The organism is Paenibacillus sp. V4I9, from assembly GCF_030817295.1.
In the GTDB taxonomy this organism is placed as follows: domain Bacteria; phylum Bacillota; class Bacilli; order Paenibacillales; family NBRC-103111; genus Paenibacillus_E.
In genome coordinates this window covers 3,978,750-3,998,659 of the sequence record NZ_JAUSZE010000001.1, presented here as the reverse complement: position 1 = coordinate 3,998,659, position 19,910 = coordinate 3,978,750, and the positions used below count along the sequence as shown (strand labels likewise).

20 protein-coding genes are annotated in these 19,910 nt (G+C 45.6%); 18 read left to right on the top strand and 2 right to left on the bottom strand.

Going from position 1 to position 19,910, the window contains the following annotated elements; all coding sequences use genetic code 11:
* Positions 1–4 precede the first annotated feature (4 nt).
* From QFZ81_RS18840 to QFZ81_RS18810, 7 genes are all read left to right on the top strand, one after another.
* Positions 5–781: a class I SAM-dependent methyltransferase gene (locus QFZ81_RS18840; RefSeq protein ID WP_307604027.1), complete on the top strand. Its 777-nt coding sequence runs from the start codon at positions 5–7 to the stop codon at positions 779–781.
* A complete protein-coding gene (gene miaA, locus QFZ81_RS18835; protein ID WP_307442093.1) occupies positions 775–1,743 on the top strand; it encodes a tRNA (adenosine(37)-N6)-dimethylallyltransferase MiaA in 969 nt (322 codons plus the stop codon). The genes QFZ81_RS18840 and miaA overlap by 7 nt, the downstream gene beginning before the upstream one ends.
* A gap of 64 nt (positions 1,744–1,807) precedes the next feature.
* Positions 1,808–2,047, top strand: coding sequence for an RNA chaperone Hfq (gene hfq, locus QFZ81_RS18830; protein ID WP_307442094.1), 240 nt, complete (start codon positions 1,808–1,810; stop codon positions 2,045–2,047).
* 144 nt (positions 2,048–2,191) lie between these two features.
* Positions 2,192–4,750, top strand: a complete 2,559-nt coding sequence (locus QFZ81_RS18825; RefSeq protein ID WP_307442096.1) for a transglycosylase domain-containing protein — start codon at positions 2,192–2,194, stop codon at positions 4,748–4,750.
* Positions 4,751–4,846: 96 nt separating this feature from the next.
* Positions 4,847–5,578 (top strand): peptidylprolyl isomerase, encoded by a 732-nt coding sequence (locus tag QFZ81_RS18820; RefSeq protein WP_307442097.1) that lies wholly within the window; start codon positions 4,847–4,849, stop codon positions 5,576–5,578.
* A gap of 46 nt (positions 5,579–5,624) precedes the next feature.
* Positions 5,625–6,284 carry an alpha/beta hydrolase gene (locus QFZ81_RS18815; protein WP_307442099.1) on the top strand — a complete coding sequence of 220 codons (660 nt, stop codon included), beginning with the start codon at positions 5,625–5,627 and terminating at the stop codon, positions 6,282–6,284.
* Positions 6,285–6,289: 5 nt separating this feature from the next.
* Positions 6,290–6,985 carry a YdcF family protein gene (locus tag QFZ81_RS18810; protein WP_307604024.1) on the top strand — a complete coding sequence of 232 codons (696 nt, stop codon included), beginning with the start codon at positions 6,290–6,292 and terminating at the stop codon, positions 6,983–6,985.
* Positions 6,986–7,058: 73 nt separating this feature from the next.
* On the opposite strand, the gene QFZ81_RS18805 is transcribed toward QFZ81_RS18810, so the two are convergent.
* Positions 7,059–7,928, bottom strand: a complete 870-nt coding sequence (locus QFZ81_RS18805) for an SDR family oxidoreductase (RefSeq protein ID WP_307442101.1) — start codon at positions 7,926–7,928, stop codon at positions 7,059–7,061.
* 36 nt (positions 7,929–7,964) lie between these two features.
* Positions 7,965–8,762: a GNAT family N-acetyltransferase gene (locus tag QFZ81_RS18800; protein WP_307604022.1), complete on the bottom strand. Its 798-nt coding sequence runs from the start codon at positions 8,760–8,762 to the stop codon at positions 7,965–7,967.
* 140 nt (positions 8,763–8,902) lie between these two features.
* Here QFZ81_RS18800 and QFZ81_RS18795 point away from each other — a divergent pair, with 140 nt between their 5' ends.
* The 11 genes from QFZ81_RS18795 to QFZ81_RS18745 all read left to right on the top strand — a co-directional run bounded on the left by QFZ81_RS18795 (position 8,903) and on the right by QFZ81_RS18745 (position 19,871).
* Positions 8,903–9,376, top strand: coding sequence for a GNAT family N-acetyltransferase (locus QFZ81_RS18795; RefSeq protein ID WP_307604020.1), 474 nt, complete (start codon positions 8,903–8,905; stop codon positions 9,374–9,376).
* A gap of 22 nt (positions 9,377–9,398) precedes the next feature.
* Positions 9,399–10,400, top strand: coding sequence for a lipoate--protein ligase (lplA, locus tag QFZ81_RS18790; RefSeq protein ID WP_307604018.1), 1,002 nt, complete (start codon positions 9,399–9,401; stop codon positions 10,398–10,400).
* 21 nt (positions 10,401–10,421) lie between these two features.
* Positions 10,422–11,048 (top strand): histidine phosphatase family protein, encoded by a 627-nt coding sequence (locus tag QFZ81_RS18785; RefSeq protein WP_307442106.1) that lies wholly within the window; start codon positions 10,422–10,424, stop codon positions 11,046–11,048.
* A 25-nt stretch (positions 11,049–11,073) separates the two neighbouring features.
* On the top strand, positions 11,074–11,373 hold the full coding sequence (locus QFZ81_RS18780; RefSeq protein ID WP_307442107.1) for an antibiotic biosynthesis monooxygenase family protein: 300 nt from the start codon (positions 11,074–11,076) through the stop codon (positions 11,371–11,373).
* Between the two features lie 86 nt (positions 11,374–11,459).
* Complete coding sequence (locus tag QFZ81_RS18775) at positions 11,460–12,437, top strand: AAA family ATPase (protein WP_307442109.1); 978 nt, start codon at positions 11,460–11,462, stop codon at positions 12,435–12,437.
* A gap of 176 nt (positions 12,438–12,613) precedes the next feature.
* Positions 12,614–14,098: an FTR1 family iron permease gene (locus QFZ81_RS18770; RefSeq protein WP_307442110.1), complete on the top strand. Its 1,485-nt coding sequence runs from the start codon at positions 12,614–12,616 to the stop codon at positions 14,096–14,098.
* A 27-nt stretch (positions 14,099–14,125) separates the two neighbouring features.
* A complete protein-coding gene (locus QFZ81_RS18765; protein WP_307604016.1) occupies positions 14,126–15,292 on the top strand; it encodes an EfeM/EfeO family lipoprotein in 1,167 nt (388 codons plus the stop codon).
* Positions 15,293–15,316: 24 nt separating this feature from the next.
* Positions 15,317–16,594, top strand: a complete 1,278-nt coding sequence (gene efeB / locus QFZ81_RS18760; protein ID WP_307604014.1) for an iron uptake transporter deferrochelatase/peroxidase subunit — start codon at positions 15,317–15,319, stop codon at positions 16,592–16,594.
* Between the two features lie 192 nt (positions 16,595–16,786).
* Positions 16,787–18,112 carry a GTPase HflX gene (hflX, locus tag QFZ81_RS18755; RefSeq protein ID WP_307604011.1) on the top strand — a complete coding sequence of 442 codons (1,326 nt, stop codon included), beginning with the start codon at positions 16,787–16,789 and terminating at the stop codon, positions 18,110–18,112.
* Positions 18,113–18,144: 32 nt separating this feature from the next.
* Positions 18,145–19,365: a methionine gamma-lyase family protein gene (locus QFZ81_RS18750; protein ID WP_373463780.1), complete on the top strand. Its 1,221-nt coding sequence runs from the start codon at positions 18,145–18,147 to the stop codon at positions 19,363–19,365.
* 95 nt (positions 19,366–19,460) lie between these two features.
* On the top strand, positions 19,461–19,871 hold the full coding sequence (locus QFZ81_RS18745) for a MerR family transcriptional regulator (RefSeq protein WP_047676992.1): 411 nt from the start codon (positions 19,461–19,463) through the stop codon (positions 19,869–19,871).
* Positions 19,872–19,910 lie beyond the last annotated feature (39 nt).

Genomic DNA, 19,910 nt, shown 5'->3' with positions numbered 1-19,910 from the left:
ACCCGTGTTAGTGACAACTTCGTATAATCCGTCCAGTGGTTTATTGGACAAAGCAGCGCGATTGGCTGTTGTGTATGACGGCCGAGTCGTGCCCCGAAGAAAGTATTCTTTGGAACATCTTAGGAATAATTATAAGGATGATTCCCTCCTGCTTGTGACCAGGGATGAGATCAGGTACTATGGAGATGACCAACCTGCGTATTTTTTTCATCCAAGTATGGCCCTCGTTCGTGTCAAACGTATGCAGCGAGGCGAGACCGATTTATTAATTGAGGCTTCCGGTACAGGAATTGGCGATCATATCGTGGATTGTACAGCAGGTTTAGCGTCGGACTCTATCGTGTTCTCCTTTGCTGTGGGCCCACAGGGAAGCGTCACGGCACTTGAAAGCGAAAAGATTCCAGCTATGCTGATTCAAGAAGGTTTAGCCGTTTATGAATCGGAAATTCCCGAGCTTAACGAGGCTATGAGGCGTATCACGGTAAGAAAGACACATCACCTCGCGTATTTGCAGCAATTGGCACCGCAGAGCGTAGATGTTGTCTATTTTGATCCGATGTTTCGCAGTCCGATTGAGGAATCTCAAGCGATCTCTCATCTTAGACGCAATGCGAACGATGAAGCTGTCAGTTTGGCATCTATCGATGAGGCTAAAAGAGTTGCACGCAAGAGCATTGTGCTCAAAGAAAACAGAGACAGTAAAGAGTTTGCCCGGCTCGGGTTCGAGCATGTATTGCGATCGACGACCAAAACAACGTATGGAGTGATTCGACTGTGTTAGCCCCATCAGCCAAGCCGAAATTACTCGTGCTACTAGGTCCCACGGCAGTTGGTAAGACCAAGTTAAGTTTAGAAGTCGCTCAGAAGTTTGGCTGTGAAATTATTTCCGGAGATTCCATGCAGGTGTATCAAGGTATGGATATTGGAACAGCCAAAGCGAGTGAAGCTGAGCAGAAGCTTGTTCCGCATCATTTGATTGATATTCATGATCCTTCCTATCCCTTTTCGGCAGCGGAGTTTCAAGAGCGTGTAAAGGCTCTGATTCTGGACATTCATTCGCGTGGGAAGCTTCCATTTATTGTTGGAGGTACAGGCCTTTATATTGAGTCTGTGTGTTACGACTATCAATTTACGGAAGTTAGTATGGATGAAGTGTTCCGCCAAGAGCAGGAAGCGTACGCCACTGAGCATGGGGACGAGGCGCTGCATCAGAAGCTGCGTGATATTGATCCTGAGAGCGCTAACCGACTTCATGCCAATGATCGTAGACGCGTAATACGAGCTCTTGAGATTTACTATATCTCAGGTGAAACGATGACATCCCATTTGGCGTCCCAGAAAAAAGAGTCTCCCTACGAACTATGTATCATTGGACTGACCATGGATCGGGCACAGCTGTACAAGCGTATTGAGGAACGTATCGACGCGATGATGCAGGAGGGGCTTATCGAGGAAGTTCAATCGATCCTAGCCGCAGGCTGTCCAAAGCAAGCGATTTCCATGCAAGCTCTCGGTTATAAAGAAATCGTCAGTTATCTGGAAGGCGAATTGAGTTTAGAGGAAGCGGTAACACTGCTCAAGCGTGATACGCGCCGATTTGCCAAGCGCCAATTGTCATGGTTTCGGCATATGAAAGACATTCATTGGGTGGATGTGACGGAATCAGCAAATTTTTCTGCCCATTTCCAAATTATTAATGATATACTAGCAGGAAAGTTTGTACATAAAATTGAATATAATTAACAAATACACCAATAGAAAATAGCGCCTTCTGGCGATAGTTTCATTCCATTAAGGGGGACCACTGATGAACAGATCCATTAATATTCAGGACAATTTTCTTAATCAACTACGTAAAGAAAGCATTCCCGTTACCGTATATTTAACGAATGGGTTTCAAATCAGAGGACTAATTCGCGCTTTTGACAACTTCACGATCATCATTGACAGTGAAGGCCGTCAACAAATGGTTTACAAGCATGCCATCTCTACCTTTACGCCGCAACGACCTGTTTCTTTAATGGCGGCTGCTGAAGCTTCGGAATAATCCGTACTCGTATGTTTTGTTTTGCAACTTTTTTATGGACTGAATCGTCTAACCGAATAGATACTTATGGGAGCAACCTTGTTTAAGGTTGTTCTTTTGTTGGTTACTACAATAGAGAAATGAACAACGAGGGAGTCGATGGATTTGGAGAAACCTACGAACAAGAAAACAACTGCGAATACAAAGACGAAATCACAAGGAAGCAACAAAGGCTCGAAAAAAAAGGGATTTAATGTTCGTCAATTTATAATGGGTTCGATTATTGCTGCCATTCTGGCTATAATTTGTGCAATGGGTATTTATATCGTCGTTATTATGAACGGCTTTAAGATTCTCGATAACAACATAGATAAGATTGATACGGCAAGTGAATCGACGCTCATTTACGCGCAAGAAGAAGGAAAAGATAAGACTGCAACGGAAATTGGTAAAATCTATAAAGGTGAAAATCGAGAAAGTGTAAATATCAAAGATGTTCCGGAGCGATTAAAGCAAGCCTTCATTGCAACGGAAGATCGTCGGTTTAACGAGCATGCGGGCGTTGATTTAAGATCCATTGGGCGTGCGCTTGTCAAAGATATTATTCATATGAGCGCTGTAGAGGGTGGAAGTACAATTACCCAGCAGCTCGCTAAGAATGTGTTCCTGAGTTCCGAAAAAACAGCTTTTCGTAAAGGGACGGAAATGTCGATCGCATTTGCTTTGGACGAACGGTTTAGTAAGGATGAAATTCTTGAAAAATATTTAAATCGTATTTTCTTCGGCAGTAACGCTTATGGCATTAAAGCGGCAGCCAAGGTGTATTTCGGAAAATCCAACCTGAACGAATTAGAGGTATGGGAAATGGCAACGCTAGCTGCTTTGCCAAAAGCGCCATCGAGATATTCGCCATTGCAGCATCCGGACTTATCAAAGGAACGCCGTGCTGTTGTTCTTAAGCTGATGACCGATCAAGGCTATATTACAGAGGCTGAGCGTGCGAAAGCAGCAGCTGTGGATTACGCTCCGCCTGCAACGGCTAGTCAAGGCACGAAAGATTACGCGACTTTCTTGGATTATGTTGTAGATGAAGCTGAAAGTATGTATGGCATCGAAGAAGATGAATTGCTGACTAAAGGCTACCGCATCTATACGACAATGAATCCGAAAGCGCAAAAAGTGATGGAGCAGACTTATGCGAATCCAAGCTTTTTCCAGAAGGATGCTTCTGATGGCCAAAAGATTCAGAGCTCCATGGTTATTGTGGATAACAAAACAGGCGGGTTGATGGCATTGATAGGCGGCCGGGATTACAAACAAAGAGGCTTCAGTCGAGTGTATTCCAAAAGACAACCAGGCTCTTCGTTCAAGCCAATAGCGGCTTACGGTCCAGCGCTGGAAAGCGGGAAGTATACTCCGTACTCCATGATGGATGACACGCAGACGTCTTTTGGTAACGGGACTTACTCCCCCCGTAACTATGACCGTGTGACGCATGGGCAAGTACCGATGTTTGAGGCGGTTAAAAAGTCCTATAATTTGGCCCCTGTTTGGTTATTAGATCAAATTGGCATACCAGAGGCCAGAGCCTTTGCTAAAAAAATTGGCGCGCCCATCAATGAGCAAAAAGATAATAACCTATCCATAGCATTGGGCGGACTTACGGATGGCGTTTCTCCATTGCAAATGGCGACAGCGTACACAGCTTTTGCTAACCAAGGATTGCAAAATAAAACGCATGCGATTCTACGCATTACGGATGCGCATGATAAAGAAATCGTCGCTTATAAACCAGAGAAGAAACAAGTTATCCAACCTAAAACAGCCTACTATATGACGTTGCTGCTTCAGGGCGTTGTAGAACCAGGGGGTACTGGTACCAAAGCGAAGTTCAATCGTCCTGTAGCCGGCAAAACGGGTACAACTGGATTGGACATCAAGGGCATTGAACAATATGATCGTGATGTTTGGTTTGTCGGCTATACGCCGGAGTGGACAGCAGCCGTTTGGGAAGGCTTTGATAAAGTAGATGCGAAGCACTATGTTACAATCGGCAGCGGAAGCCCGTCGGCTATCTTTAAGGAAGTAATGTCGAAGTCGCTGGAAGGTCGACCTGTGACGAACTTCGTGAAGCCTGATAGCGTGCCTAATTTAACGGAACCGCCAAAAGGGATTACGGATTTAACAGCTTTATACGTATCTGAAACAAAGATGGTTAAACTAACATGGACATCGCTGGGTGAAAAGATCGCATATCAAATATTCCGGAAAGGAGCTAGTGAAGCAGAGCCGAAGATGTTGATCCAAACGCCAACAGCTGGTATTGATGATTCCTCCATGAACAGCGGAGAGACATATCAATATTACGTTGTACCGATTAATTTGGATTCAAATACTGAGGGAGCCAAGTCCAATGTAGCTTCTGTCGAAATACCGAAGGATGGCGCACTTCCTGACGGTACCAAGCCGTCACCTTCACCATCGGTCTCGCCGTCCACATCACCTGGTAAGGATCCATTAGAGCCAACGCTCTCACCGGGTACGAGGCCTACGCCATCGCCAGGAAGCACCAATAAGCCTGGCGCAAGTCCGACTCCAAGTTCCAGCATCAGTCCAAGTGCTACCCCTACCCCATCTCCGGCTAATAAGCCGGTTGATGGTTCAGAGGAAAAGCCGAAGGATGGCAAGCAAGACGGGGGACCGATTATTGTGCCGAAGTTATAGTATTTTTTAGCTCAATCTTGCTGAGTAAAACGATACTAGACCCGCATTCCGCGGGTCCCACACTAAACCTACATACTATTGACGGAGGAATTTTCAATGAACTTGCATTTCAACATGCTTAAACCAACTAAGCTTCTCCCGCTCACGTTGATCGCGTTAACTTTATTCGTATCGGCCTGCGGCAACAAGCCTACTGAATCTGCCGGCGGAACAGCAACACCTAAGAGCGGCGCTACGGCACCTGCTGCTTCTTCTGCAGCATCCCCAGCGGCATCGCCAACTGCAGCTCCTAAGCAATGGAGCAAAGCGCCAGATATGACGATCGATCCGAACAAAACTTATCAAGCTGAAGTAACAACGTCCAAGGGAACATTTACCATAGATCTTTTTGCAAAGGAAGCTCCGAAGACCGTTAACAATTTTGTGTTCCTGTCCAAAGAAGGCTTTTATAACAATGTGACGTTTCACCGCATTATCAAAACGTTCATGGTTCAAACAGGAGATCCACTTGGAACAGGCAGAGGCGGTCCCGGCTATAAGTTTGCAGATGAGCTGAAAACTTCGCATAAATATGAACCCGGCATTGTCGCGATGGCGAATTCTGGCCCCAATACGAATGGCAGTCAGTTTTTCATTTGTTCGGGAGAAGATTGTGCGAAAAGTTTAAATCCACAACCTAACTATTCGATTTTTGGCAAAGTGACACCAGAGGGCATGGCAACAATAGCTAAAATTGCAGAAACACCTGTTGAGATGGGTGGCGAATCCTCACCAAGCAAGCCAAAAGAAAAAGTAACGATTAACGCAATCGCCATTAAAGAAAAATAGAATATCATATTCTAAACAGTGAAGGATGGATAGGAGAGAAAACCGCGTGAAACAACCATGTTTATTGTTCCATGGATTCACCGGTGGACCTTATGAGGTTGAGCCGTTAGCACGGCATTTACGTGAACGCGGGCAGCTTTGTGAGGTTCCGCGACTTCCGTGGAACGGAGAATCCAGTCATCAATTAAAAGTAGGACATTGGGAAGATTGGGTACGCGAAGCTGAAAAGCATGCAGAGAGAATGATGATCCAGTATGGATCATTTGATATGGTAGGCTTCTCGATGGGAGGTCTGCTGGCCGCTTATTTATCCGTACGATATCCGGTTCGTAGACTGATACTTTTGAACACGGCAGTCATTTATGTTAGCCCTAGAAGAATGCTGGATGTCATTCGAGATGAATGGAAATATCAAAGGAAAATCAGCTTTATTAAAGCGAAAGCCACGCCTCTGCGAGCTACCTGGCAGTTTACGCGACTTGTACGCCATTTGAAACCAGAACTAAGTCAGGTAAGCATACCAACACTCATCGCTCAGTCTGAAAAAGATCAAGTTATTCATCCGCAAAGTGCGCGATACATCTATAGTAAGCTAAAAGGACAGCGCGAGCTCCATTGGCATTCCAGATCAAATCATTTGATATGTCTGAGTGAGGATGCAGGCACGTTGTTTCGTCAAGTTAGTGCATTTTTGGATAAGGAGTAGCAAGGATGACTGTACAGCCAAACATGAATAAGAAACAAAGAGCCATCACTCCAACACCGAAAAAACGCCGACGAACTGAGCAAAAATCTACGTTCAACCGTGTGCTTGTGAAAGTGTTCCGAATCGTGGTTACCGTTTTCCTCTTGCTTGTCGCTTGGATCGTCTATATCCAGTGGAAGGTTCAAATCGCTCCTGATCAAACGCTGCCTAAGCAAGTTGACGTTGGTATCGTTCTAGGCGCTTCCTTGCGCAAAGATATCCCGAGTCCTGGTCTCCAGGAGCGTCTAGATTTGGCTGTTGATCTTTATAAAGAGGGACGGTTCAAACAACTGATCGTCTCCGGAGGTCTGGATCATAACGGATCCAAACTAACCGAGGCGGAGGGAATGCGTAATTATTTGGTTAAAAAAGGGCTTCCGGCCAAAAGCATTTTGATAGAGCCGCGGGCGACAAGTACCTATGAGAATTTGCTTTACAGCAAGCAAATTATGGACGAGCAAGGTCTTGTGAGTTCGATTATTATGACCCATCAATTTCATGGTTCTCGTTCACTCGATATCGCGGAAACGATCGGCTTGAAGCAGCCTCTCATTTCATCAATGAAGTCAGAGGTGCTCTTCATGCCATACCATGAAGCGAGAGAAACGCTAGCTTATACGAAATGGTATTTGACCAAGCTGTTGTTGATGGCAGGCATATGAGATAACAAAGAAGCATGACCTGTAAGCGGGAGTTACCCACTTGCTGGTCATGCTTTTTTTTATTGTGCCTTGGTTATCCGTTTACAATGGCTCCACCGTTCACATGTAAGATTTGACCAGCCATATAGGATGAATCCTCACTTGCAAGGAAAACATAGCTGGCAGCGAGTTCACCTGGCTGACCTGCACGTTTCATTGGTGTAGTTGAGCCGAACGTGGCAACTTCCTCTGCGGTGAATGTAGAAGGAATGAGAGGCGTCCAGATCGGACCTGGAGCTACGCCATTTACTCGTATGCCTTTTGGGTTCAGCTGAAGAGATAGAGAGCGTGTGAAGGTGACAATGGCCCCTTTCGTAGCGGAATAATCGAGCAGCTGCTCATGACCATGATAAGCGGTAATAGATGCCGTGTTGATAATTGCGCTTCCGGATTTCAGGTGGGGTAGTGCAGCCTTGGTCAAATAAAAGAAAGAGAAGATATTGGTTCGAAACGTCCGCTCCAACTGCTCCGAAGTGATATTCTCGATGCTAGGCTGAGGATGCTGTTCTGCTGCATTGTTCACTAAGATATCAAGTTTGCCAAACTTCCCAATAGCTTGCTCAATGATTTGCTTGCAGAAATTCTCATCGCCAATGTCTCCCGCGACATGCAGACACTTTCGTCCTGCCTTTTCCACATGACGCTGTGTTTCCTCCGCATCCGTATGTTCGTTCAAATATACCAATATGACGTCTGCACCCTCTTTGGCATAGGCAATCGCGACCGCGCGGCCAATTCCGCTATCGCCTCCTGTAATCAGGGCGACTTTATCCTTAAGCTTGCCGGCTGCTTTATACCCAGAATGCTCAAAGACTGGAGGAGGATTCATCTGCGACTCAATGCCAGGCTGCTGGTTCTGATGCTGTGGCGGAAATGATGGTTTCTTTTCTGTTGCTGTTGCCATGTGTTGTTGCTCCTTTCATCCTAGGCAAATTCTTTGTTAGGATGATACAAGGGGCTGCAAATCATACTTAATTCGGTAATGATAGTCATATCTGGCTTGGTAACCAAGCTTTTCATACAATGCTACCGCTGGTTTATTGGAAGTAACAACCTGTAAATACTGCATGGTAGCTCCGTGCTCCAAACTCCATTCCGTTAGTGCGTGCATGAGGACGTACCCGAGTCTTTTGCCACGGTGGTCTTCATGGATAACGACGTTTACAAAACCTGCCCACTCGCCCTCTACAATCGCTGTACCTAACGCGATGATTTGGTTATTTTGTTTCAGCTTCAGGAACCCTTTCGGAGCAGGCATTCGCTCAAATAGACCGCTATAGAAACCTCTGCGCTCTTCGGGAAACTGTTCAAGCATGAGGAATAAGTCAAGCCACTCTGCATCTGCTGTTTCTGCCCAGTCTATCTGAATAGATGATTTATTTTGCATCATCTTATTTTGTGCGTTTTCCGATACTTGCTGACCAGATGCGGTCATCATTAAACATGGTGTATCAATCGCATATCCTTTTGTTTGAAGAAATTCATCCAGACCTTCAGGGGAAGCGTTGCTAATATGAAAAATTGCGGGTAAACCAAGTTCTTGATAGAATTGCTCTATTTTCGCAAGCCAATTAGGATCATTTGGATATTCGCCTATGGCAAGCACGCTGTTTGCACGTTTAGTGACACCTCGGGAGGCCCGTAGAAGCCAATTGTCAATGGAAGTGGAAGACTCGGCAGGCCACGTGTTTGAAGCCACCGTATCGATGGCGATATAAAAGTTTGTTTTTTCGTTCATTTCTAGCGCTCTCCTCCACAGGTTAGTTTCCAATATTATAAATATTTTTATAGAGTTATGTATATAAAAATCGTGCTCCGCCAAAGTGGAAAAATATCATCCTTTGATGTAAGCTATGAAACAACAGGAGGAGGATTTTTTTGGAATTTATCATTCGTACTGCACAATTAGAAGATTACGAAGCCGTGAATGCCATCATTCGAGTAGGGCAGGAAGAACATGCGGATGCATTGCCTGAGCGTTTTGCCAGGTTAGATCACGTTGTTGCAATGGGTTGGTACCGAAGTTTTTCAGATCAACAGAATAAAGTGATTTTAATCGCGGAGAAAGAGGGCTTGGTCATTGGGGCAGCTATGCTGGAAATGAAGAAATCTCCTACCTATGAAGCACTAGTTCCTCGAACCTATGCGTATTTAAATGAACTGGCCGTCTCACCGGACTATCTGCGTCAGGGCATTGGTACAAAGCTATATGAAGCAGCTAATGCCTGGGCTAGGGAGCGTTCGGCTGCTTCACTTGAATTAAACGTATGGGAATTTAATGAGCGTGCCATTGCTTTTTATAAATCCTTAGGGATGTTTACCTTAAATCGCACCATGACGACAGAGATATGATCATAAATGAAGGAGGATGATTATGCTATTTATCGATAATGAAGGAATCACAGATCCCCGCATTAATTTAGCCATTGAGGAATATGCCTTAAGACAACTCCCTAATGATGAGAGTTACTTACTTTTTTACATCAACGAGCCGTCCATTATTATTGGCAAAAATCAAAATACACTCGAAGAAATCAATCCCGAATATGTCAAAGAGAATAACCTTCATGTGGTTCGGAGACTATCGGGTGGCGGAGCCGTGTATCATGATTTGGGCAATCTGAATTTCAGCTTCATTACACGGGATGACGGGAACTCTTTTCACAATTTTCAAAAGTTTACTGAACCCGTTGTTGAAGCACTGCGGAAGCTTGGTGTTGAAGCGGCTTTAACGGGCCGCAATGATATCCAAGTAGGTGAGCGCAAAATTTCGGGCAATGCACAATTTGCTACAAAGGGCAGAATGTTCAGTCATGGAACACTACTCTTCGATTCTGAGATCGAAAACGTTGTATCTGCCCTTAAGGCTAATCTTGATAAAATTCAGTCCAAGGGCATTAAATCGATTCGCAGCCGGGTCGCTAACATAATAGAGTTCCTGAGCGAACCTATTACAATGGAGGAATTCCGAAATAAGCTGCTTGTAACTATTTTCAGTGCTGAGGAGTCGGAAGTTCCCATGTACAAGCTTTCTGAGGAGGACTGGGTCCTTATTCACGAACTATCTGAGGAACGCTATCGGAACTGGGACTGGAACTACGGGAAATCACCCAAAAGTACAGTGCAAAACTCCAAACGCTTCGAAGGTGTTGGTACAATAGATGTGCGTTTAGCTATTGAAGAAGGTCATATACATGATTTAAAAATATATGGAGACTTCTTCGGAGCTAGTGATGTAGCAGAACTAGAGGAAACGCTGCGTGGTTCGCGGTATGAAGAGTCTGCCGTACGAGAACGGCTGTCAGGTGTGGAATTGCAGCGTTACTTTGGTTCGCTGGACTTGGAGTCTTTTGTGGCTTTAATGATGTTAAATTAGTGCAAGAAGGGGGGGCTTCCGATGACAAAGCTTTATTTAATTCGACATGGGGAAACGATGTGGAATGTGGAGCGCCGAATGCAAGGTCACTTGGATTCACCACTTTCTTCTTTAGGTGAGCAGCAAGCCTCCTGGTTGTCAAATGCTTTGAGGGATGTTCACTTTGATGTTCTATATGCGAGCAGCAGCGGTCGTACATTGCAAACGGCGAATATCGTGAAAGGCTCGCGTGAATTGGTGATACATGCCTCGGATGAGTGGAAAGAAATGAATCTGGGTGCTTGGGAGGGGAGGATTTCGGCAGAAATTGCAGATTTGGATCCTGACAACTTCCATGCATTCTGGCATGCGCCTGAACTGTATAGACCAACGCAAGGTGAGTCATATGCTGATTTACAGGCTCGCGTTATACCAGCCATTGTGCAGCTGCTAAAGGAACATGCGGGCAAAACAATAGGCTTAATTTCACACACAGTCACGTTGAAAATTATCATGGCTTACTTCGAGCGAAGAGCTCTAGCAGACTTGTGGAACCCGCCCTATTTTCATCCTACTTGCTTAAGTCTTGTCGAAATGATTGATAACGAGCCTCATATCCGGCTTCACGGGGATACGTCCCATTTTCAAGATGAAGCATTTGGTTTCTAACATACATCAACTGGAGGAATTATTTATGATCTTAGAAGTTGCCATCCTTCCTGTAATTGCAGGGAAAAATGCGGAGTTCGAAGCGGCGTTTCGCCAAGCGTCATCCATTATTTCATCGATGAAAGGATACATTTCTCATGAGCTGCAAACGTGTATCGAGGATAGCAACAAATACTTGCTGCTCGTTCACTGGGAAACTCTGGAGGATCACACCGTAGGCTTCCGTGGCTCTGATGAGTATCAAGAATGGCGAAAGCTGCTGCATCATTTCTATGACCCATTCCCGGTTGTCGAGCATTATACGCTGTCACAAAAGTATCATTAACGGCTGTTGCGGTCTAAAATGCATCAAACGAGCGTAGGATGGATTGATACGAACCATCAAACCATCCTGTAAACGAGGTGATCCTCATGAGTGGTCGAAGCTTGCCATCCAGACAGATCAACATCGTCTTACGGCAGCCAGAGCCTGGCATGCATAGGCGAGCCGTTGATGGAGTAGGCAGCCAGACTCACGCTTCGCCGCTAGCCGATGCCGAGCCGCAGCTCACAGGAAAGAAGACGCCTCTCGAGGGTCCGCTTTCGGATGTTTTCAAAGAGCTGAATCAACTGATTGGCCTTGATAATGTCAAAGAGCTGGTACATGAAATTTATGCGCTTTTACAAATTTCGCAATTTCGCGCAGAAGCCGGCCTGCTCAGCAATGCGCACGTGTACCATATGATTTTCAAAGGAAGCCCCGGAACGGGTAAAACGACTGTGGCTAGACTGATGGGCCGCATGTTTCATGCCATGGGTGTTCTTAGTAAGGGTCATTTTATTGAGGTGGAGCGTGCAGATCTGGTAGGAGAATACATTGGACATACAGCTCTTAAGACTCGCGAGTTGATGAAAAAGGCGATGGGCGGCATCCTTTTTATCGATGAAGCCTACAGTCTTGCACGTGGAGGAGATAAGGATTTTGGCAAGGAATCCATTGATGCACTGGTCAAAGGTATGGAGGACAAGAAGAATGAGTTCATCCTTATTCTAGCAGGGTATAGCGACGAAATGGAGCAATTTCTGGCTACGAATCCGGGACTTCCTTCAAGATTTCCCATTCAAATTGATTTCGAGGACTATCCGATTGAACAATTGATTCAGATTACTGAGCTTATGGCTAAGGACAGAGAGTATATTCTTCTTCCTCAAACCATAGTGAAGCTAAAACAGCATTTAACTGATGAGAAAGCCGCCACATGGCGTGCATTTAGTAATGCTAGGTATGTTCGAAACATTCTGGAGAAAGCGATGCGGCATCAAGCGGTAAGGCTGCTCAGTCAATATGTAAACGCACCTTCCAAATTAGAATTGATGTCAATAAGACCGGAAGATATGAAATTTAAATGAAATTTATAAAGCTATTTAACTTATTTAAGTTAAATGGCTTTTTTTTCTTGGATAAAACGATTGACAGATTGGTTGAACGGAGTAGAATAGACAGAGTGATTAATTTCAATGATAATGATTATCAATATTAACGAGATGGAAGTTAAGTTTTATTTTCCGATAGGGAGTTGTGATTCATGCGTAAAGTCATCTTAGTGAGTTGGATAGCGCTGCTAATGCTGCTATCTATTCCTTTAACAGTAAGTGCTAAGGCAGAGGATGATCTGGCCAAGGCTGATGAAGGAATTGTCCGCGCCATTCAAGCTGCAGAAAGCGGCAAGATGGAGGAAGCTACCCAATTATTCGAATCGTTTCAAATTAACTGGTTGTCCTATGAAGATGGGATTAAGGAGCGCTCGCTGGCAGCCTATCAGAAGATTGAGCAAGCAATGGGTGAAGTTTCCTTCCAAACACTCAAACAGCCAATCGATTCTCAGAAGTTGGTTGCGGGTTTAAATGATCTTCATCATTTAAACAAGAGTTTCATTGATGGCAATCTGGATGCTTTCGGTAAAGTGGCTCAGAGTAGTGGGGATATAACTGTGGGTTCATTGGTGGCTTTGCTGGAGAAAGCGGCGGACCAAATGAAGCAGAATGATATCGAAGGTGCATCCGCAAGTATCCAAAAGCTTCGAAATTCCTGGTTGCAAATCGAAGGTATTGTGCTTACACAATCCTCATCTGTCTACACTTCGATGGAAAGAGACATGGTTACTGCTTACGCGCAGCTGTCTGCTGTACCTGTTCAAGCTGGTGAGGCTTCCGCAACAATTGCGCGAATGCACGCTGATTTGCAGCCATTAGCGGCCAAAACAAGCTACACCATGCTGGATGCGACGACTATTTTGCTCCGCGAAGGTCTGGAAGCTTTGTTAGTTGTGATTGCCTTACTTGGTTTCCTGAATAAATCGGGTCATGGTGATAAGAAACAATGGATTTGGTATGGCGTACTCGGAGGCTTGCTCGTTAGTATGGCGCTTGGTATTGTCGTTCAACAGTTGTTTTCCGCAAGTGCATTTGGGAACAACAATTTCTTAATTGCTGGATGTACGGGGATTTTCGCCGCTGTCATGCTGCTGTATATGAGCTACTGGCTGCACAGCAAATCTAGTGTCTCTAATTGGCAAAAGTACATACGGGATCAAAGTGTAAAAGCTTTGGCTACCGGAAGTCTAGTTTCTCTCAGTTTGCTTGCTTTTCTTGCTGTTTTCCGTGAAGGCACAGAAACGGTCCTCTTCATGATCGGTATGGCGTCTTCGATTTCCTTAAGCTCTCTTGTTGGAGGCATTGGGATTGGTGTTGTCATCCTGCTAATAGTAGCTTTCTTAATATTAAAAATTGGCCTGCGCATTCCAATGCGTCCATTCTTTCTAGTTTCAAGCTTCTTCGTATTTTATCTTTGCTTTAAATTTGCGGGGATGGGTGTACACGGGCTTCAATTGGCAGGCTATTTACCTGCAACGACAGCTTCTTGGTTGCCAAGCTGGGACTTTATCGCGCTGTATCCAACGTTAGAGAGTGCTATACCGCAATTTATTCTCCTGATATCCGCGTTGTTCGCAGTCATCTGGGACCGTCGTAAAACGATTCAAATGAGAAATATGGCATTATCTAAATCATAAATTAGAGAAAAGTGGAGGAACTACCCCATGAACAAACGTCAACAACTTATCATTTTAGCAGCTGCAACAACACTTGTACTCTCAGGCTGCGGTAAAACAGAAACAACGGAAGTGACCAAAGTACCAGTCAAAGAAGGCTCAGCAGCGCTTCTTACAAGTCTTGATCAGTTGAAGGGTCAACTGGACACAAGTAAGGTTAAAGATCCGAAGAAGCAATCCACCCTACTTGAGAATCAGTGGGCTAGCTTCGAAGATGAAGTAAAACCGAAATTTCCAGAGCTGTATTTTAAAGTAGAGAAATTTCTCACTCCATTAGAAGCAGGATTGAAACAAGACAAGCTGGATTATGCGACATTAACTGCACTAAATAATAATTTGAAAGCAGCAATAACGGAGCTCAGCGCCTCACTCGATGATAATAAAGGTGCAGTTAATAAAGATGTCATCGCCGCATCCAAAGAGCTGCAAGAGGCTGCTAAAGCATATAATAAATATGTTCAGGAACAAGGGAAACAATTAGTCGCTGGACTCGAACAGCTGGATGCTGCTGTGAAGAGCGGCGATCTGAAAAAGGCACAAGAATCCTATGGACAATCACGGATGCCTTATGAGAGAATTGAGCCTATTATTGAGACTTTTAGCGAACTAGATGGTGTAATGGATGCTCGTGTGGATGATTTTAAGAATGAAAAGGATCCTGATTTCACTGGGTATCATCGTATAGAGTATTTGTTGTTTGTTAAAAAGAATGTGAAGGAAGCTGAAGCTTTTTCCTCACGTTTACTAGAAGACGGCAAGAAGATGCAGCAAGCAATCGCGGCAACTACCATTGAACCTTCTGATTTTATCGCGGGTGTCGGCGAATTGATGGAAGAAGCACAAGCCACCAAAATTACAGGCGAAGAAGAACGCTGGAGTGGAGCTACTATACCTGTTATCCGAGCTAATGTGGAAGGCGCGCAAGCCATCTATGATCTAATAAAAGTTGAGCTGAAGAAGAAAGACGCCGTGCTAGATGAGAAAATCAGCAAAAGCTTAGCCACGGTTATCGAAACCATGAACACACTTTCACCTGTTGGTGCTACCTGGAACGATTTCGGCAAAATGGAACAAGCCAAACAAATTGATTTGAAAAATAAACTGGAAGCACTTGCTGAGCCGTTAGTGAAAATGCCAGGAACGTTAAGTAAATAAGGGAATGGAAAGGAGAACAACGGTATGGGGGATAAAATGAATCGCCGCGCTTTCTTAGGAATGACTGCGGCAGGTGCTGCAGGCGTTGTCATTGGGGATCTGCTTGGGAAGGCACAGAAAGTGATACCTACAGCTTCGAATAAACAACTAGGTACTGCAACCGCAAGCGCAGCGGATGAAACCATCTCATTTTATGGTGCTCATCAAACCGGTGTTGTGACTCCGGCCCAGAACTTTGCGAATGTAGCTGCATTTGATGTGACCACGCAGGATGTGAAGGAGCTAAAGGAGCTTTTGCAGCTATGGACCGAAATGGCAGCGACTCTCATGGAAGGCAAGCCTCTTGCGACTGAGCCTCAGGAGGGTAAATTCCCACCGTTGGATACAGGGGAGCAAATGGGCCTCGATACGGGTAAATTAACGATTACCTTCGCTGTTGGTGCGTCTTTGTTTGAAAAAGATGGTGTCGATCGATTCGGACTTCGTTCTCGTAAACCTGCTGGTCTCACGGAAATGCCTATCTTCCATAAAGATTCGCTCCAGGATCAATTAACACATGGAGATATTGTCATTCAGGCTTGTGCAGATGATCCGATCGTTTGTTTCCATGCGATTCGCAACTTTTCCAAAGCTGCTCGTGGCGTCGCTCATTTGCGCTGGCAGCAGACCGGACAGTTGGGCATAAAGTCCCAAGGGACGAAGCGGAACTTGTTCGGCTTCAAGGACGGTACGGCTAATCCAGACTTGCAAGATGAACAATTTATGAAGAATAATGTTTGGGTCGAGGCGGGAGACGGTGCATCTTGGTTTGCTGGAGGCACCTACATGGTTGTACGCCGTATTCATATGCGGATTGAAACATGGGATCAACAACCATTTTCGGACCAAGAAGAGATTATTGGACGTCAGAAGGTTTCCGGAGCACCGATGGATGGACATGCAGAATTCGACAAGCCTAATTTCGCTGACGATAGCAAAGGGGAGGTTACAGCACTCGATTCTCATATCCGCCTTTCAAATCCACGCACGGGAGAGAATTCAGAGCGTGAACGCATTTTGCGCCGCGGGTATAATTTCATGGATAACCTCGATAACGTTGGCCGAATCAATGCTGGTCTGTTATTCGTTTGTTTCAATCGGAATATCCAAACGCAGTTTGAATCCATTCAGAAAAGATTGACGAATCCGAAACTTCCTGACAAAATGCTTTCCTATACGGACACAACGGGTGGCGGCTATTTCGCTGTGCTGCCGGGTGTTCCATCTAAGGGTTCATATTTAGGACAAAGTTTATTTACTTAAAATAGGTGGAAAGCTACCGAGAGGCCTATGGTCTTTCGGTATTTTTGTGTCTTCAGATGGGAACACCGTTATAATCGAATTTTCCGTTCCTGCAAATTGACTTTCCCAAGCATTTCCTACACAATGATGAAGGAATACGCCCACATGGGGGCTATTTCGATCGTTTGAATGCAGCGTAAAGGAGACAAACTTATGAAAACTACTTCACATATGGTTGAGAAAGAAATCGATGACCGCGCGGTGCTTGTTAGTCTAGTCACTCAGAAACAGAAGAAAAATGAATTATTAGCAGAATACTCGCTGCAAGAGCTGGTTAAGTTAGCAGAAACAGCAGGTGTGCTTGTTTTGGAGACGATGACACAGAACAAAGAAACGAAGGATTCCAAATGGTTTATTGGTAAAGGGAAAGTTGAAGAGCTAAAGTTGCGTTTAGAAGAGCTTGGCGGGAATACGGCTATCTTCGATCAAGAGCTATCGGGTGCTCAAGTCCGTAACTTAGAGGCTGCCTTAGATGTGAAAATCATCGACCGGACGCAGTTGATTCTGGATATTTTTGCCCAGCGTGCCAAAACACGTGAAGGTATTATTCAGGTTGAGCTGGCGCAGCTTAGCTACCTGCTACCAAGGTTATCCGGACAAGGTAAGAACTTGTCACGTCTTGGTGGCGGTATCGGGACGAGAGGTCCCGGGGAATCGAAGCTGGAGACAGATCGTCGGCACATTCGCGGCCGTATTGACGAGCTGAAGGCACAGCTGGAAGAGGTCGTCCGTCATCGGACTTTGCATCGTGAACGCCGTAAGAAGACCGGTGTGTTTCAAGTTGCCCTTGTTGGTTACACGAATGCAGGGAAATCAACTTTACTGAAACAATTGACTCAAGCTGACGTCTATATTGAGAATCAGTTGTTTGCAACGCTGGATTCGACTTCGCGGACGATGGAATTGCCAAGCGGTAAAGAGATTGTTCTCACCGACACCGTAGGCTTCATTCAGAACCTGCCGCATGATCTTGTTGCCTCGTTCCGTGCTACGCTGGAAGAGGCCAACGAGGCCGATTTGATCCTTCATGTCGTCGATAGTTCAACGGACATGAGAAATGAGCAAATGCGCGTTGTCGCTGAAGTTTTAGAAGAGTTGGGTGCACATCAAAAAGAACAGCTAACCATTTACAATAAAATTGATCTTTGCACGCAAAAAGATGTGGAAATGCTTTCGACCGAAGGTGAATTTTTGAAAATCAGTGCGTATAACCCTGATGATCTAGAACGCCTGCGAGTCGCCATCCAAGAGAAGCTGATGGGTGAGAGTAAAGAGTTCCGCATTCCGGCTGACAAGGGAGACATCATTTCCCTTATGTACCGAATTGGCGATGTCTTGGAGACGGATGTGGACGGGGAAGATATGCTGTTCAAGGTCCGTGTGAACAAGGATGATTATGTCAAATTGGCCTATCAATTAGTGGCTTATGATCAACATGCTCAGCAAGAGGCTCAAGATGGTGAGGGAGAGATTTACTAATTATGCAATTCGGGGATAAAGTTATGGCATTAATGGAGAGCGCAGAACGCCAGATAGAGAGCGCTTTTCGCCAGATAGAGAAAACGATTGACCTTAATCAATGGAAAGTGATTAGCGCTTTCCAAAAACATAAGGTAAGTGATTACCACTTTGCTTCTTCGACAGGCTATGGCTACAATGATCGCGGCAGAGAGGTGCTCGATCTTGTCTATGCGGATGCGATGGGGGCAGAAGCAGCACTCGTACGCCCTCACTTTGTCTCAGGTACGCATACGATCGGCACAGCTTTGTTCGGTGTTCTGCGACCAGGCGAACATCTACTTTACATAACGGGTAAGCCTTATGATACGTTGCATAAGGTCATTGGAAAGCCTAGCGACGGTATGGGATCGCTGCAGGACTTTGGCATCGCGTACAGCGAGGTTGCGCTGACTGAGGAAGGCGCGCCAGACTGGTCGGCCATCGCGGCTGCCATTCAGCCGAACACGAAGGTGATCGGCATACAGCGTTCGCGCGGATACTCGTGGCGGCCTTCGTTTACGGTGGAGCAAATAGGTGAAATGGTCCGATTCGTCAAGGAAGTAAACCCGGCCCTGATCGTCTTCGTCGATAATTGCTACGGCGAGTTCACCGAGCTGCAGGAGCCGACGCAGGTTGGCGTTGATCTCATGGCCGGCTCGCTTATCAAGAACCCCGGCGGCGGTATCGCCCCATCCGGAGGCTATATTGCCGGGCGGCGCGACCTTGTGGAGCTCGCCGCTTACAGACTGACCGCCCCCGGTATTGGGGGCGAGGTCGGTGCTATGCTCGGCGCCACGCGAGCGATGTTTCAAGGGCTTTTCCTTGCCCCTCACTTGGTGGGGCAAGCCGTCAAGGGCTCGGTCTTCGCCGCCGCGGTGTTCGAAGAGCTGGGCTTCGAGAGCCATCCGCGTTGGCAGACGCCGCGAACTGATCTGATCCAAGCGATCCGCTTCACGTCAGCGGATCACTTGATCACGTTCGTGCAGGGCATCCAGAAGGCGGCTGCCGTGGATTCGCACGTTGTGCCGGAGCCGTGGGATATGCCCGGCTATGAGCATCCCGTCATTATGGCGGCCGGGACGTTCATCCAAGGCGGCAGTCTGGAGCTGTCCGCGGATGCGCCGATACGTGAGCCTTATATCGCTTATTTGCAGGGCGGGCTTACCTACTCACACTGTAAGTTAGGGGTACTAACAGCAATCCAGCATATGGAAGACAAGGGATTGTTATGAAAAATAAGACTGTGAACAAACCTGACACTCCTTGACACATTCTTGTTACAAAGGTACAATAAGATTGAGGTATTTACTGACCAGGAGTGATTAGCATGAGTGATGAGATACGTAGAAATATGGCGTTATTCCCGATCGGGATCGTCATGAAGCTGACTGATTTAACCGCAAGACAAATTCGTTATTATGAGCAGCATGAACTTATTATTCCAGCTAGAACAGCTGGTAATCAACGTCTGTATTCGTTTAATGATGTAGAACGACTTCTTGAAATTAAAGATTTAATTGAAAAAGGTGTGAACATCGCTGGGATCAAGCAGGTTCTTATCCCTGTCGATAAAGATTCCGAAGATGCAACGATTTTGAATGAACACACAGAAGTTAAGCGTAAAGAATTAACCGACTCCCAACTGCACAAAATGCTTAAGCAGCAGTTGATTGGCGGAGGTAAACGCCCTGATCAGGTTTCCCTGATTCAAGGTCAGCTTTCCCGATTTTATAAATAGCATTACTTAATCGCTTGTAAATTGAGAGGAGACTGCACA

Excerpts from the sequence above, each read along its gene's own strand:
- hfq (WP_307442094.1), top strand. The coding sequence starts at position 1,808 with ATGAACAGATCCATTAATATTCAGGACAATTTTCTTAATCAACTACGT.
- QFZ81_RS18820 (WP_307442097.1), top strand. The coding sequence starts at position 4,847 with ATGAACTTGCATTTCAACATGCTTAAACCAACTAAGCTTCTCCCGCTC.
- QFZ81_RS18810 (WP_307604024.1), top strand. The coding sequence starts at position 6,290 with ATGACTGTACAGCCAAACATGAATAAGAAACAAAGAGCCATCACTCCA.
- QFZ81_RS18805 (WP_307442101.1), bottom strand. The coding sequence starts at position 7,928 with ATGGCAACAGCAACAGAAAAGAAACCATCATTTCCGCCACAGCATCAG.
- QFZ81_RS18800 (WP_307604022.1), bottom strand. The coding sequence starts at position 8,762 with ATGAACGAAAAAACAAACTTTTATATCGCCATCGATACGGTGGCTTCA.
- lplA (WP_307604018.1), top strand. The coding sequence starts at position 9,399 with ATGCTATTTATCGATAATGAAGGAATCACAGATCCCCGCATTAATTTA.
- QFZ81_RS18785 (WP_307442106.1), top strand. The coding sequence starts at position 10,422 with ATGACAAAGCTTTATTTAATTCGACATGGGGAAACGATGTGGAATGTG.
- QFZ81_RS18780 (WP_307442107.1), top strand. The coding sequence starts at position 11,074 with ATGATCTTAGAAGTTGCCATCCTTCCTGTAATTGCAGGGAAAAATGCG.
- QFZ81_RS18775 (WP_307442109.1), top strand. The coding sequence starts at position 11,460 with ATGAGTGGTCGAAGCTTGCCATCCAGACAGATCAACATCGTCTTACGG.
- QFZ81_RS18770 (WP_307442110.1), top strand. The coding sequence starts at position 12,614 with ATGCGTAAAGTCATCTTAGTGAGTTGGATAGCGCTGCTAATGCTGCTA.
- QFZ81_RS18765 (WP_307604016.1), top strand. The coding sequence starts at position 14,126 with ATGAACAAACGTCAACAACTTATCATTTTAGCAGCTGCAACAACACTT.
- efeB (WP_307604014.1), top strand. The coding sequence starts at position 15,317 with ATGGGGGATAAAATGAATCGCCGCGCTTTCTTAGGAATGACTGCGGCA.
- hflX (WP_307604011.1), top strand. The coding sequence starts at position 16,787 with ATGAAAACTACTTCACATATGGTTGAGAAAGAAATCGATGACCGCGCG.
- QFZ81_RS18750 (WP_373463780.1), top strand. The coding sequence starts at position 18,145 with ATGGAGAGCGCAGAACGCCAGATAGAGAGCGCTTTTCGCCAGATAGAG.
- QFZ81_RS18745 (WP_047676992.1), top strand. The coding sequence starts at position 19,461 with ATGAGTGATGAGATACGTAGAAATATGGCGTTATTCCCGATCGGGATC.